Genomic DNA, 13,601 nt, shown 5'->3' on the forward strand with positions numbered 1-13,601 from the left:
CCGATCCATGCGATTGTTGCTGCTTGCTGCGCTGGTCGCCGCCGGGCCGGCTGCGGCCGGGCCGCTGGTCCTGGACTGGAGCACGGTCCCCGAGAGCAAGGCCGTCTACGGCACCGTCGAGGCGCGCGACATCGTTCCGGCGCGGGCGCGCATCGGCGGCACGGTCGTGGAGCTGCTGGTCAACGAAGGGGACCGCGTCGAGGCCGGGGCCACGCTCGCCACGGTCCGCGACGACAAGATCGCCTTCCAGATCGCCGCCTATGCCTCGCGGATCGAGGCGCTGCGGGCGCAACTGGCCGAGGCGGAATCCGATCACGCACGCGGCCGGTCGCTGCTGGAGCGCGGGGCGGTGTCGCAGCAGCGGCTGGAGCAGTTGCGGACTGCGGTCGATGTCATCCGCGGCCAGATCGCCGCGGCCGAGGCCGAGCGCGCCGTTGTCGAGCAGCAGCAGGCCGAGGGTGTCGTGCTGGCCCCCATCTCGGGCCGGGTGCTGAGCGTGCCGGCGGTGCGCGGCTCGGTGGTGATGCCGGGCGAGGTGGTGGCGAGTCTTGGCGGCGGCGGCTTCTTCCTGCGCCTGTCGGTGCCCGAGCGCCATGCCGCCGACCTTGCCGAAGGGGCCGAGATCCAGATCGCCGCGGGCGGCAGGGCCGCCACGGGCCGGCTGGCCAAGATCTATCCGCTGATCCAGGGTGGCCGGGTGCAGGCCGATGTCGAGGTCGAGCGGCTGCCCGACGCCTTCGTCGGTGCGCGCGTCGCGGTGGAACTGCCGGTAGGCCAGCGTCGGGCGCTTCTGGTGCCCGCTGCGGCGGTGACGACCCGCGCCGGGGTGGATTTCGTCAGCGTGGCCAGCGCCTCGGGCGAGGTGCGGCGGGCGGTGCTGACCGGCGGAACCCTTGCGCAGGACGGCAGCGACATGGTCGAGATCCTGACCGGCCTTGTCCCCGGGGAAACGGTGATCGTCCCATGAAGGCGGCTGGCGATACCCCCCGCAGCCCGGGCCTTGCCGGCCGGCTGACGCGCAGCTTCATCACCTCGCCCTTGACGCCGCTGTTCCTGATCGCGGCGCTGGCCTTCGGGCTGCTGGCCCTGGTCAGCCTGCCGCGCGAGGAAGAGCCGCAGATCTCGGTTCCCATGGTGGATATCCGCGTCCAGGCCCCCGGATTGCGGGCCGAGGATGCGGTCAAGCTGGTGACCGAGCCGCTGGAAACCATCGTCAAGGGCATCGACGGGGTCGAGCATATCTATTCCCAGACCCAGGACGACGGCGTTCTGGTGACGGCGCGTTTCCTGGTCGGCACCTCGGCCGATGCGGCCGTGCTGCGGGTGCATGACAAGCTGCGCGCCAATATGGACCGCATCCCCCTGGGCATCCCCGAGCCGCAGGTGGTGGGCCGGGGCATCGACGACGTGGCCATCGTGGCGCTGACGCTTTCGGCCCGACCCGAGGCGGCCGACCGGGTGACGGCGGCCGAACTGACCCGCATCGCCCGCGAATTGCGCACCGAGCTGGCCAAGATCGACGATGTCGGCCTGACCTATCTGATCGGCGAGACGGAGGAGGCGATCCGCATCGCCCCCGATCCCGGTCGGCTGGCGCTTTACGGCATCACGCTGCAACAGCTGGCGGGCAAGGTTCAGGGCGCCAACCGCGCCCTGCCGGCGGGATTGCTGCGCGACGGCGGCCAGCAGGTCATGCTGGTCGCGGGCGAGACCCTGCGCAGCCCCGAGGAGATCGGCAACCTGGTGCTGACCGCGCGCGACGGCCGCCCGGTCTATGTCCGCGACGTGGCCGATCTGGGCTTCGTCACCGACACGGCCGAGGCGCTGGTCGCCACCGTCACCCGCGATTCCGCCCGGCGCCCGGCGGTGACGCTGGCCCTGGCCAAGCGCGCCGGCGCCAATGCCGTGACCGTGGCCGAGGCGATCCTGCACCGCGCCGAGGCGCTGCAAGGTACGCTGATCCCCGACGACATGCAGGTCGAGATCACCCGCGACTATGGCGAGACGGCCAACGAAAAGGCCAACGAGCTGCTTTATCACCTGGGCCTCGCCACGCTGTCGATCATCGCGCTGGTCTGGCTGGCCATCGGCCGGCGCGAGGCGCTGGTGGTGGCGGTGGTGATCCCGGTGACGATCCTGCTGACGCTGTTCGCCTCGTGGATCATGGGCTATACGCTGAACCGGGTCAGCCTGTTCGCGCTGATCTTCTCGATCGGCATCCTGGTGGACGACGCCATCGTGGTGATCGAGAACATCGCCCGGCATTGGGGCATGGGCGTGTCGGACCGGCGCGAAAGCGCCATCGAAGCGGTGATCGAGGTCGGCAACCCCACCATCGTCGCCACGCTGACCGTGGTGGTGGCCTTGCTGCCGATGCTGTTCGTGTCGGGGATGATGGGCCCCTATATGAGCCCGATCCCCTCGAACGCCTCGGTGGCGATGATCTTTTCCTTCTTCGTCGCGGTGACGGTCACGCCCTGGCTGATGCTGAAGACCGCCGGCCAAGCGCCGCTGCATCACGACGCCGAAGGGCAGGGCGGTCGCCTGGGCCGCGCCTATGCCGCCATCGCCCGGCCGGTGCTGGCGAGCAAGGGGCGCGCCTGGCTGTTCCTGGGCGGGGTGATCGTGCTGACCTTCGGCTCGCTGGCGCTGTTCTATACCCGCGACGTGACGGTCAAGCTTTTGCCCTTCGACAACAAGTCGGAGCTGTCGGTGAGCATCGACCTGCCCGAGGGCGCGGCGGTCGAGACCACGGATGCCGTGGCCCAGGCGGTGGCCGGGGCGGCGATGGAGCTGCCCGAGGTGGTCTCGGTCCAGACCCATGCCGCGGCGGCGGCACCCTACAACTTCAACGGCCTGGTGCGGCATTCCTTCTATCGCACCCAGCCGCATCAGGGCGAGGTGGCGGTCAACCTGACCCCTAAGCACGGCCGCGACCGCTCGAGCCACCAGATCGCGCTGGACCTGCGCGCGCGCATCCAGGCGCTGCCGCTGCCCCCGGGCACGGTGCTGAAGGTGGTCGAGCCGCCGCCCGGCCCGCCGGTGATGGCGACGCTGCTGGCCGAAATCTACGGCCCCGACCCCGAGACCCGCCGCGCGGTCGGCGAAAAGGTCGAGGCGGCGTTCCGCTCGGTCCCTTTCATCGTCGATGTGGACAATTCCTGGGGCGAGGCGGCGCCGCGGCTGCGGGCGCTGATCTCGCCCGACGACCTGGACTTCTACGGCGTGGCGGAATCGGACGTCTTCGACAGCATCGCCATCCTGAACGGCTCGACCACGGTCGGCTATTCGCACTGGGGCGAGGGGCGGGCGCCGATCCCGATCCGGGTCGAGCGGCCCCGCGACCAGCGCGTGCCGGGCGAGGATTTCCTGACCACGCCGATCCCGGCCGATCTGCTGCCCGGCAATCGCGGCGTGGTCGAGCTGGGCGACGTGGTGCGGATCGAGGAGGAGCGCGCCTCGCATATCCTGTTTCGCCACAATGGCCGGCCGGCCGAGATGGTGACGGCGGAACTTGCCGGCGATTTCGAGGCGCCGCTTTACGGCATGCTCGCCGTGCGCGACGCGCTGGAGGCGCAGGACTGGACCGGCCTGCCCAAGCCCGAGATCCGGCTGCGCGGCCAGCCCGGGGACGACAGCGCCAGCACGCTGCTGTGGGACGGCGAATGGGAGGTGACCTGGGTCACCTTCCGCGACATGGGTGGGGCCTTCGCGGTGGCGCTGCTGGGCATCTATATCCTGGTCGTGGCCCAGTTCGGCTCGTTCCGGCTGCCGCTGGTGATCCTGACGCCGGTGCCCCTGACCTTCATCGGCATCCTGGGCGGGCATTGGCTGTTCGGCGCGCCCTTCTCGGCGCCGTCGATGATCGGCTTCATCGCGCTGGCCGGGATCATCGTCAGGAACTCGATCCTGCTGGTGGATTTCATCCGCCACGACACCACCGGCCGCCCGCTGACCGAGGTGCTGATCGACGCCGGCGCCGTGCGCTTCCGGCCGATCCTGCTGACCGCGCTGGCGGCGATGATCGGCGCGGCGGTGATCCTGACCGATCCGATCTTCCAGGGGCTGGCGATCTCGCTGTTCTTCGGGCTGATCTCCTCGACCCTGCTGACGGTGCTGGTGATCCCGGCGGTCTATCGGGTGTTCCGCACCTGAGCCGCTGCCCCGTGCCGTATTCAACCTTGCTGTGCGGGGCCGGCCCGGATCAGGGTTTCTGCCGTGATCGCGGGGGCCGCATCAGCGACTGGACGGTATAGACCAGGATGGCGCTGCCCACCGCGCCCAGCACCGCGACCCCCAGAAGCACGATCACGTCGATCGGCCCGCCGATGTCGCGCAGGCCGGAATGGGTCATGCGCTGGACGAAGACCACAGCGAGAATGGCGCCGAAGGGCATGGATAGCTGGGCCCAGAGGAACTTGCGCATCGACAGGGCGCGGTCGCGGATCAGCACATAGAGATAGGCCAGCGTGACCGCCGCCGCGACGAGGACCATGGCCCAGAACAGCCCGCGGCCGAAGATCTCCTCGAAAACCGCGATCAGCGTGCCGAATGTCAGCTCTTTCATGATGCTTCCCCTGTCAGGCCCGGCCGCGCAGCATGGCGTTGTAGGTGGCCTTCAGCGCCACCTCCTTCATCAGCCAGCTGATCCACAGTTCCTCCAGCGGGGCGATGACCCCGGGGAACGAGGGCACCAGGTTGTTGTGATAGTCGAACTCGACCAGCATGGCCCGGCCGACGCGGGTGATGAGCGGGCAGGAGGTGTAGCCGTCATAGGTCTGGGTCCCCTCGCGCCCCTGGATGGCGGCGACCAGATGGTCCTCGATCACCGGGACCTGCCATTTCACCGAGGCTGCGGTCTTGCCCTTGGGCACGCCCGCCACATCGCCGAGTGCGAAGACCTGGGGATAGCGCAGGTGGCGCAGGGTCTTCATGTCGCATTCGACCCAGCCCTGGTCGGTCCATTTGTCGGCCCAGCTCAGGCCCGACTGCCGGATCACCGCGGGGGCGCGCTGCGGCGGGATGACATGCAGGTAGTCATAGGGCATCTCGGCCGCGGACTTGACGACCGTGCCGGTCGCCGGATCGGGGATCGCGGTCTCGAACCGCGCCGTCTTGCGGCCGGGATCGATGGCGGTCAGCGTATGGCCGTAATGCGAGGCGATGCCGCGCTGCCCGAACAGCATGCGCACCTTTTCCGACACGATCGGCACCGAGAACAGCACCGGCTGCGGGCAGGCGTAATGCATCTCGTACCTGCCCCGGGCGCCGCCGCGGCTGGCGATGTCCTCGATCAGGAAGGTGTGCTTCAGCGGCGCGCCGGCGCATTTCATCTCGGTCGCGGGGCGGGTGAACAGGCCGATGCCGCCCGACTCGGCGAATCTCGATGCCGCCTGCCAGGTCTTGGCGGCATAATCCGGCCCGGCATAAAGCGCCCCGATCCCGTCCCTGCCCACCAGGTCGAGCGAGAATCCCTCGATGGCATCGTGGTCGAGCACCAGGCCCGGCGCCACCACCAGGAAATCATAGCCGAGCGTCTGCCCGTTCTCGGTCGAGACGGTCCTGGTCTCCGGGTCGATGGCGGTGGCCGTCTCGGCGATCAGCGTCACGCCCGAAGGCAGCCAGTCGGTGGTCCGGGAGACGACATAGCCGGCCGGCTTCAAGCCGGCCGCGACCAGCGACAGGCCGGGCTGGTAGTAATGCTGCGCCCGGGGGTCGATCAGCGTGATCTGCGCGCCGTCCAGCCGCTGGACCAGGCGATTCGCCAGGGCGGTGCCGCCGGCACCGGCGCCGATGATGATGATCCGCGCCTTCGTCGCGATCCTCTGGGCCTGCGCGGCGCGGGTCCCCAGGCCCCCTGTGATGGCGCCGGCAAGCGCAAATCCCAACATGCCCCTGCGAGAGGGCCGGAAATCGACTGGTCCTGCCATGGGGCCTCCTCCGTGACCTCCTGTGCCCGAGCCCGGACTCTGGCTCCGGGCTCCTGGCCACATGCGCTGGCACCCGGCCCGTGCCCGCGGCGACCCTGAGGCCGGCCGCAACGCACAGGGTGCATCGAGGCGGTGGGGGCGGCGTTCCCCTTTTGCCGAGTCGGGTGGTTAAGATTATGTATATTCGATATTATGAATACGTCAATATACCAGACGAACCGCTCCCGGCCTGCGTGGCACTTGGTCGCAGCGGTCCGGGTGCTTGCCGGTCCGGCCGCTTGCGGCATTGCGCGGTTGGCACTGGCCTTTTTCGGCAAAGCCGCCCAAAAGCCTGCCCACGCAACCGAATCCGAGAGACGTGATGGGCTATTTTCCTGATTGGCGCCCCGCCGCGGGCGCCACGGTGCTACCCGATGAAAAGCTGCCGCTGACCCAGGCGGTGCCGATGAGCCTGCAACACCTGCTGGCGATGTCCGGCTCGACCATCCTGGCCCCGCTGATCATGGGGTTCGATCCCAATGTCGCGGTGTTCTTTTCCGGTCTCGGCACGCTGCTGTTCTTTGCCGTGACCGGCGGGCGGGTGCCCAGCTATCTCGGTTCGTCCTTCGCCTTCATCGCCGTCATCATGGCGGCGACCGGCTTTGCCGGCGGCGGGCCGAACCCGAATATCGCCGTGGCGCTTGGCGGCATCATCGCCGCCGGTTTCGTCTATGCGCTGATCGGGCTGATCGTCATGGCCATCGGCTCGGGTTGGGTCGAGAAGCTGATGCCGCCGGCGGTGACCGGGGCCATCGGCATGTCCATCGGGCTGAACCTGGCGCCAGTGGCGGTCAGGCAGCTTGCCGGCAGCCATGTCCATCTGAGCATCGCCCTGGCGACCGTGCTGTGCATGGCGCTGGTCTCGGTCTATGGCCGGCAGGCCACCCGCCGGATCGCGGTGCTGATCGCGCTGCTGTTCGGCTATGCGCTGGTGCTGGTCCTCGGCAACGGGCTTGGCCTGGTGCCCGGCATCGACTTCGCCGCCGTCGCCGCCGCGCCCTGGTTCGGGGTGCCGAACTTTACCGCGCCGCGCTTCGAATGGTCCGCGATCAGCCTGATCGCCCCGGTCGCCATCGTGCTGGTGGCCGAGAACCTGGGCCATATCAAGGCCCTGGGCGCGATCACCGGGCAAAGCATGGACCGCTATATCGGCCGGGGCTTTCTGGGCGACGGGCTGGCCACCATGTTGGCCGGCACGGGCGGCGGCACCGGCGTCACCACCTATGCCGAGAATATCGGCGTCATGGCCATGACCCGGGTCTATTCCACGCTGATCTTTCCCATGGCGGCCGGCATCGCGATCTTCCTGGGCCTGTCGCCCAAGTTCGGCGCCATCCTGCAAACCATCCCGGCGCCGGTGCTGGCCGGGCTGGCGGTGTCGGTCTTTGGCCTGATCGCCTCGGCCATGGCGCGGATCTGGGTGGACAACAAGGTCGATTTCTCGGATCCGCGCAACCTGTTCACCGTGGGGGTGGCGCTGATCCTTGGCGCCGGCGATTTCACCGTCACCATCGGCGATTTCGCGCTGGGGGGCATCGGCACCTCGACCTTTGCGGCGCTGCTGCTCTACCAGTTGCTGGGCATCGGCCGGCGGGCGTAGCACCCCTGCGGCGGCCGGTTCCGGGGGTCTTGAAACCCGGGCCGGCGCTTCTAAATGGCTAGGTGCGGGTGGCCGGAACCGGAACCCGTCTGCCGGGCATCCCCCGGCAAGATCAAATGCTTGTACCCATGTTGCTCAGAGGAGGATGTGGCTATGAGGACCACGTTTGACTTCACCCCGCTCTTTCGGTCGAGCGTCGGATTCGACCGGCTCCTGAATGCCCTTGAAACCGCCTCGCGCGTCAATACGGCGGAAAGCTGGCCGCCCTATGACATCGCCAAGGAGGGCGAGGACAACTATCGCATCACCATGGCCGTGGCCGGTTTCAGGCAGGAAGATCTCTCGCTGACGCAGGAACGCAATCTGCTGATCGTCACCGGCCGCAAGGACGGCGGCGAGGAGGCCGAGTATCTGCATCGCGGCATCCCCGTGCGCGGTTTCGAGCGCCGCTTCGAGCTGGCCGATCACGTCAAGGTCGAAGGGGCCGAGCTGCATGACGGGCTGCTGACCATCACCTTGCAGCGCGAGATCCCCGAGGAGATGAAGCCGCGCCGGATCGACATCGCTTCGGCCAAGGCGGCGGGCGCGGACGGGCGGAAGCGCATCACGTCCGAAAAACCTGCCGGGAAGGCGCCCGACAAGGCCGGGGAGGCGGCTGCGGCCTGATCCTCGACCGCGGGTGCCGATCGCAGCTTCGCATGATCGGGCACCGGGCTTTTCTCGGTGCCCGTGGAAAGCCGTTGCCGATGAATGGAGAGACAAGATGAGTGTCCGTGACCTGATTCCGCAGAACCTGATCTGGTGGCGCAACCGTGACAGCCAGACGCCCACCGAATGGCGCGACGACGGCCGCGACCCTTTCACCAGTTTCCAGCGCGAGATGAACCGTCTTTTCGACGATTTCTTCCGCTCCGCCGATACCCGGCTGCCCTCGCTGGCCGGATTTGGCCCCGCCTGGGGCGGCGCGACCTGGCCGCGCGTCGAGATTGCCGAGACCGACAGGGAGATCAAGGTCAGCGCCGAGCTGCCCGGGCTTGAGGAAAAGGATGTCGAGCTGCTGCTTGAAAACGGCGGCCTGACCATCCGGGGCGAAAAGACCTCGGCCAGCGAGGACAAGGAGCGGCAGTTCTCGGAGCGGTTCTATGGCCGGTTCGAGCGGCGCATCCCCTTGCCCGACGGTATCGAGCAGGACAAGGCCGAGGCGAATTTCGCCAATGGCGTGCTGACCGTGACCCTGCCCAAATCCGAGACCGCGCAAAGCCGGGTCAGGCGCATCGAGATCCGCAGATGACCCACCGGCCCGGCCAGGGGCGCGACCGGGCTGCCCTTCGGCAGCGATGGAGGGGGAAGATGCAACCGATCCGAGGGGATTTTCGCAAGACCGATCCCTTCGCCTTGGCCCTGATCCCGCGAGAGGGCAGGGCTGATTGGAACTCTGCCCCGCCGCAGGACGCCAGGCGCGCGGCGCTGATGAACCGAGCCCGGACCGAATATCTGCAAGGCCTGGCCGGCATCGAAGGCATACCAGGCCACGGCCGGCAGTCGCGCCTGGCCGGAGGTCGGGCGGGCCTTGCTGGCGCTGGAGGCGGCGGCGGGCGCGCGGCCGGAGATCGCCGCGGCGGCATGAGGGCAGGGGAGGCCGGATGCCGCCAGGCCCCGCGCGACAGGAGCGGGACCGCCGAGCGGCACCGGAGAAGGGGTATTTGTGCAACGGAGAAACGGCTGGCGGCGCGGCATCGTTGCCCTGTGGGCCGTGCCGGCTCGTACAACCACAAGGGACAGGCCATGCTTTCCACCCGTCTACCGCCACCGCGCCGCCTGCTTTGCGCCGGCCTTTGCCTGCTGGTGCTGATCGCGGCGCTTTTCATCCCCCTGCCGGGCCGCGCCCAGGCCTTTGCCACCGACGAGCGCGGCCTGCTGACCGCGGCACCGGTGCTGGAAAAGGTCACCCCCGCCGTGGTCAACATCGCCGTGCGCGCGGAAACCGCGGTGCCGATGAACCCGCTTTACAACGATCCGTTCTTTCGCCGCTTCTTCGACCTGCCGCCCGGCACCGTCCGCCAGCCGCGGCTGAGCGCGGGGTCCGGCGTGATCGTCGATGCCGAGAAGGGCTATGTGCTGACCAACCATCACGTCATCGCCGACGGGACGGAGATCGGCGTCACGCTGAAGGATGGCCGGGCGCTGCGGGCCGAGCTGATCGGCAGCGATCCGGCGACCGACATCGCGCTGTTGCAGGTCGGGGCCGACGATCTCACCGCTGTCGAGATCGCCGATTCCGATGCGGTCAAGGTCGGCGATTACGTCATGGCCATCGGCAACCCCTTCGGCCTGGGCCAGACCGTGACCTCGGGCATCGTCAGCGCGCTTGGCCGCAGCGGCATCAACCGCGACGGCTACGAGGATTTCATCCAGACCGATGCCTCGATCAATCCCGGCAATTCCGGCGGGGCGCTGGTGGACAGCCAGGGGCGGCTGATCGGCGTCAATACCGCGATCCTGTCGCCCGCCGGCGGCAATATCGGCATCGGCTTTGCCGTGCCCGCCAACATGGCGATGGCGATCATGCACCAGCTCTTGCAGCATGGCGAGGTGCGGCGCGGCCTCTTGGGCGTGGCGATCCAGAACCTGACGCCGGACCTGGCCACGGCCCTGGGGCTTGGGGACGACATCCGCAACGGCGCCGTCATCGCCAGCGTCGAGCCGGGATCGGCGGCCGAGGCGGCGGGGCTGGAGGCGGGCGACGTGGTGCGGGCCGTCGATGGCGTGCCCCTGCGGGGCGGCGCCGATCTGCACAACCGCATCGGCCTGCTGTCGGTGGGCGACCGCATGCGGCTGACGGTGCTGCGCGACGGCCAGGAGCTGGAGCTGACCGCGACCATCCGCGACCGGGCCGAGGCCGCCAGCGCTTGGCTGGAGGGCACGCCGCTGGCCGGGCTGCACCTGCGCGAGCGGCGGTCGGAGGGTGGTCCGGGCGGGCTGGAGGTCGAAAGCGTCGCTCCGGACAGCAGCGCCGCGCGGCGCGGCTTTCGCGCCGGCGACGTGATCCTGGCGGTCAACCGCCGCCCGGTGGCGACGCTCGATGCGCTGCGCGCGGCCCTCGGCGCCGCCCGCCTGCCGCTGGTGGTCGGGCTGATCCGCGACGGCCGCCGCGTGCTGACCATCATCGAGGGCTGAGCGCCCGGTCGCGTAGGGTACATGTATGGCAGGCTGCGCTATTGCGTGCCGGGCCAATCCCATTATGACTGGCAGCGCCATTCAGCCCCGGGGGAACGCCAGATGCGCATGCGCGACACTTTCATCAAGCCCATGCACCGCGAGGGCATCCGCTTCGTGGCGATCTTCGCCGCCGTGACGCTGGTGCTGTTCCTGATCTGGGAACCCCTGGGCTGGATCGGGGTCGGCCTGACCGTCTGGTGCTATTACTTCTTCCGCGACCCCGAGCGGGTGACGCCCGCGCGCCCCGGGCTGATTGTCAGCCCGGCGGATGGCGTCGTCTCGCTGATCGAGCCGGCGGTGCCGCCGGCCGAGCTGGGCATGGCCGACATGCCCCTGACCCGGGTCAGCGTGTTCATGAGCGTCTTCAACTGCCATGTGAACCGCAGCCCCGTGGCGGGCGAGGTGGTTTCGGTCGCCTATCGGCCGGGCAAGTTCTTCAACGCCTCGCTGGACAAGGCCAGCGTGGACAATGAACGCAACGGTCTGCGCATTCGCATGGAGGACGGGCGCGACCTGGCCGTGGTGCAGATCGCCGGCCTCGTGGCCCGCCGCATCGTCTGCTTCGTGAAGCCGGGCGACCGGCTGCGCACGGGCGAGCGGTTCGGCCTGATCCGCTTCGGCTCGCGGCTGGACGTCTATCTGCCGCCGGGCGTGGCGCCCTTGGTCGAGATCGGCCAGACCATGGTCGCGGGCGAGACGGTGATCGCCGAACTGGGGCAGGCCGGGCAGGCGGAGGCGTGATGGATCAACCCACTGGCCCGCAGACCGAGTTTTCTCTGGTCCAGCTCTTGCCCAACATGCTGACCATCGTCGCGGTCTGCCTTGGGCTGACCGCCATCCGCTTCGGCGTGCAGGGCGACTACATGCGGGCCGTGCTGCTGATCATTGCCGCCGGCATCCTCGACGGCATCGACGGGCGGATCGCGCGGCTGCTGGGCTCGTCCAGCAAGATCGGGGCCGAGCTGGATTCGCTGGCCGATTTCCTGAATTTCGGCGTGGCCCCGCCGCTGATCCTGTATTTCTGGGCGCTGCGGGATTTTCGCGGCCTGGGCTGGATCTGCGTGCTGGTCTTTGCCGTCTGCTGCGTGATCCGGCTGGCGCGCTTCAACGTCTCCAGCAAATCCGAGGAGACGCAGCGCGACAGCGCCTATTTCGAGGGCATCCCCTCGCCTGCCGGGGCGCTTCTGGTGATGCTGCCGATGTATCTGTCCTTCGCCTTCGCCGACCGGCCGGTGCTGCCGCAGATCCTGGTCTGCCTGCACATGATCCTGGTCGGGCTGCTGCTCATCAGCCGGATCCCGACCTGGTCCTTCAAGACCACCAAGATCTCGCGCGAGAACGTCAAGTTCTTCCTTGTCGGCGTGGCCTTTGTCGGGGCGGCGCTGCTGACCTTCGCCTGGGTGACGCTGATCGCGCTTTGCCTTGGTTATATCGCCATGGTCATCTGGGCCTGGATCGATCGGGAACGTCCCTCAAGCCGATAAGGAACGGCCATGGATATCGAAGCCATCCAATCCTCCTATTCCCGCTGGGCGCCGATCTATGACCGGACCTTCGGGGCAGCGACCAATATCGGCCGGCGCCGGGCGGTGGACTACATCAACCGCCGCGGCGGCACCGTGCTGGAGGTCGGCGTCGGCACCGGGCTGTCGCTGGAACATTACGGCCCGCAGATGCAGGTGACCGGCATCGATTTCAGCCAGGACATGCTGGACAAGGCCATCGCCAAGGTGCAGCGGCTGGGGCTGAAGCAGGTGCATGAGCTGCGCCAGATGGATGCGCGGGCGCTGGATTTCCCGGACGACCATTTCGACACGGTGACGGCGATGCATGTCCTGTCGGTCGTGCCCGAACCCGAGCGGGTGATGGCCGAGATCGCCCGGGTCTGCAAGCCCGGCGGCAAGGTCGTCATCACCAACCATTTCGCGCGCGAGAGCGGTGCGATGGCGGCGGTGGAGCGGGTTTTCGCACCCTTGGCCAATACCATCGGCTGGCATTCCGATTTCCGCATCGAAAGGGTGCTCGGGCAGGAATCGCTGGTGCTCGAGGAACGCCGCACCCTGCCGCCGCTGGGGATGATGACCTTTCTGGTGCTGGGCAAGGTCGCGGGCTGAGGCAGGGCAGGGCGCGGGACCTCCGCTTTTCGCCGCCGGCCATCGCGGGGTTTCCGCCGCGCGCCGGGGCGGTTATCTGCGGGGCATGACCATTCAGGACGATGTTTTCGAGCGGCTGGCCCGCTCCGCCTTCCGCAGCCGCTTTCGCCTGGGCCCGAAAGAGCGCGCCTATGCCGATGCCAGGGGGCGGGGGACGATTGCCGCCCATGCGCGCGATTTCATCGCCGCCCGGCTGGCACCGGCCGATCCGCCGAACGATGGCCGGCAGACCCCGATGCGCGGCCATCCGGTCTTTGTCGCCCAGCATGCCACCGCCTGCTGCTGCCGCTCCTGCCTGCAAAAATGGCACCGCATCCCGCAGGGCCGGATGCTGAGCCCCGAGGAGCAGGCCTGGATCGTCGATCTGCTGATGCGCTGGATCGACCGCGAGATGGGTTTCCCTTCGCCCCGCGAAAGATCCGTCGAATAAGCGGCGCCCATACGCTGTGCGATTCCCGTATCGGGCGACGTGGCCTTCTGCCCGACGGCCAGGCAGAAAGCCCCGACCCTCCAGAGCGCGTTCATTCTGCTTCGGATCCGGGAGCGGGCCTCAATCGCCTGCCGTTTCACGCCCGCGGTCCTGGGCTCCCGCCGGCTCAGAAACTGATTTCAACGAATCGGAGTTTATGTTAATTGATTAATCAGTCAAGTTGTGGTGGT

Annotated in this window: 12 protein-coding genes; 10 read left to right on the plus strand and 2 right to left on the minus strand. The window is 68.4% G+C overall.

Translation table 11 applies throughout. The features are described from left to right. Positions 1-7: 7 nt before the first annotated feature. A complete protein-coding gene (locus tag AQY21_RS26815; protein ID WP_058100632.1) occupies positions 8-967 on the plus strand; it encodes an efflux RND transporter periplasmic adaptor subunit in 960 nt (319 codons plus the stop codon). Then, positions 964-4,155 carry an efflux RND transporter permease subunit gene (locus tag AQY21_RS26820; RefSeq protein ID WP_058100633.1) on the plus strand — a complete coding sequence of 1,064 codons (3,192 nt, stop codon included), beginning with the start codon at positions 964-966 and terminating at the stop codon, positions 4,153-4,155. Before AQY21_RS26815 ends, AQY21_RS26820 begins: the two co-directional genes overlap by 4 nt. A 49-nt stretch (positions 4,156-4,204) precedes the next feature. Here AQY21_RS26820 and AQY21_RS26825 read toward each other — a convergent pair whose 3' ends face one another. After that, positions 4,205-4,567 (minus strand): DUF5368 domain-containing protein, encoded by a 363-nt coding sequence (locus AQY21_RS26825; protein WP_058100634.1) that lies wholly within the window; start codon positions 4,565-4,567, stop codon positions 4,205-4,207. Between the two features lie 13 nt (positions 4,568-4,580). After that, positions 4,581-5,930: an NAD(P)/FAD-dependent oxidoreductase gene (locus AQY21_RS26830; protein WP_058100635.1), complete on the minus strand. Its 1,350-nt coding sequence runs from the start codon at positions 5,928-5,930 to the stop codon at positions 4,581-4,583. A 361-nt stretch (positions 5,931-6,291) separates the two neighbouring features. Here AQY21_RS26830 and AQY21_RS26835 point away from each other — a divergent pair, with 361 nt between their 5' ends. The 8 genes from AQY21_RS26835 to AQY21_RS26870 all read left to right on the plus strand — a co-directional run bounded on the left by AQY21_RS26835 (position 6,292) and on the right by AQY21_RS26870 (position 13,371). Further along, positions 6,292-7,569: a solute carrier family 23 protein gene (locus tag AQY21_RS26835; protein WP_058100636.1), complete on the plus strand. Its 1,278-nt coding sequence runs from the start codon at positions 6,292-6,294 to the stop codon at positions 7,567-7,569. A 153-nt stretch (positions 7,570-7,722) separates the two neighbouring features. Next, on the plus strand, positions 7,723-8,235 hold the full coding sequence (locus tag AQY21_RS26840) for an Hsp20 family protein (protein ID WP_058100637.1): 513 nt from the start codon (positions 7,723-7,725) through the stop codon (positions 8,233-8,235). Between the two features lie 97 nt (positions 8,236-8,332). Next, positions 8,333-8,860 carry an Hsp20/alpha crystallin family protein gene (locus AQY21_RS26845; protein WP_058100638.1) on the plus strand — a complete coding sequence of 176 codons (528 nt, stop codon included), beginning with the start codon at positions 8,333-8,335 and terminating at the stop codon, positions 8,858-8,860. A 494-nt stretch (positions 8,861-9,354) separates the two neighbouring features. After that, a complete protein-coding gene (locus AQY21_RS26850) occupies positions 9,355-10,746 on the plus strand; it encodes a Do family serine endopeptidase (RefSeq protein WP_058100639.1) in 1,392 nt (463 codons plus the stop codon). 102 nt (positions 10,747-10,848) lie between these two features. Beyond that, positions 10,849-11,529 (plus strand): phosphatidylserine decarboxylase, encoded by a 681-nt coding sequence (locus tag AQY21_RS26855; protein ID WP_058100663.1) that lies wholly within the window; start codon positions 10,849-10,851, stop codon positions 11,527-11,529. After that, on the plus strand, positions 11,529-12,272 hold the full coding sequence (gene pssA, locus AQY21_RS26860) for a CDP-diacylglycerol--serine O-phosphatidyltransferase (protein WP_058100640.1): 744 nt from the start codon (positions 11,529-11,531) through the stop codon (positions 12,270-12,272). Before AQY21_RS26855 ends, pssA begins: the two co-directional genes overlap by 1 nt. Positions 12,273-12,281: 9 nt before the next feature. After that, the gene (locus tag AQY21_RS26865; protein WP_058100641.1) at positions 12,282-12,902 is read left to right on the plus strand and encodes a class I SAM-dependent methyltransferase; all 621 of its coding nucleotides are present in this window, start codon (positions 12,282-12,284) and stop codon (positions 12,900-12,902) included. 85 nt (positions 12,903-12,987) lie between these two features. Continuing rightward, a complete protein-coding gene (locus AQY21_RS26870) occupies positions 12,988-13,371 on the plus strand; it encodes a DUF4186 domain-containing protein (RefSeq protein ID WP_058100642.1) in 384 nt (127 codons plus the stop codon). The last annotated feature ends 230 nt before the right edge of the window (positions 13,372-13,601 follow it).

The sequence above is a fragment of the Paracoccus sp. MKU1 genome (assembly GCF_001447385.1).
GTDB lineage: Bacteria > Pseudomonadota > Alphaproteobacteria > Rhodobacterales > Rhodobacteraceae > Paracoccus.

What these genes read in the sequence shown, in the direction of transcription:
- AQY21_RS26815 (WP_058100632.1), top strand. Translation starts at nt 8, where the DNA reads ATGCGATTGTTGCTGCTTGCTGCGCTGGTCGCCGCCGGGCCGGCTGCG.
- AQY21_RS26820 (WP_058100633.1), top strand. Translation starts at nt 964, where the DNA reads ATGAAGGCGGCTGGCGATACCCCCCGCAGCCCGGGCCTTGCCGGCCGG.
- AQY21_RS26825 (WP_058100634.1), bottom strand. Translation starts at nt 4,567, where the DNA reads ATGAAAGAGCTGACATTCGGCACGCTGATCGCGGTTTTCGAGGAGATC.
- AQY21_RS26830 (WP_058100635.1), bottom strand. Translation starts at nt 5,930, where the DNA reads ATGGCAGGACCAGTCGATTTCCGGCCCTCTCGCAGGGGCATGTTGGGA.
- AQY21_RS26835 (WP_058100636.1), top strand. Translation starts at nt 6,292, where the DNA reads ATGGGCTATTTTCCTGATTGGCGCCCCGCCGCGGGCGCCACGGTGCTA.
- AQY21_RS26840 (WP_058100637.1), top strand. Translation starts at nt 7,723, where the DNA reads ATGAGGACCACGTTTGACTTCACCCCGCTCTTTCGGTCGAGCGTCGGA.
- AQY21_RS26845 (WP_058100638.1), top strand. Translation starts at nt 8,333, where the DNA reads ATGAGTGTCCGTGACCTGATTCCGCAGAACCTGATCTGGTGGCGCAAC.
- AQY21_RS26850 (WP_058100639.1), top strand. Translation starts at nt 9,355, where the DNA reads ATGCTTTCCACCCGTCTACCGCCACCGCGCCGCCTGCTTTGCGCCGGC.
- AQY21_RS26855 (WP_058100663.1), top strand. Translation starts at nt 10,849, where the DNA reads ATGCGCATGCGCGACACTTTCATCAAGCCCATGCACCGCGAGGGCATC.
- pssA (WP_058100640.1), top strand. Translation starts at nt 11,529, where the DNA reads ATGGATCAACCCACTGGCCCGCAGACCGAGTTTTCTCTGGTCCAGCTC.
- AQY21_RS26865 (WP_058100641.1), top strand. Translation starts at nt 12,282, where the DNA reads ATGGATATCGAAGCCATCCAATCCTCCTATTCCCGCTGGGCGCCGATC.
- AQY21_RS26870 (WP_058100642.1), top strand. Translation starts at nt 12,988, where the DNA reads ATGACCATTCAGGACGATGTTTTCGAGCGGCTGGCCCGCTCCGCCTTC.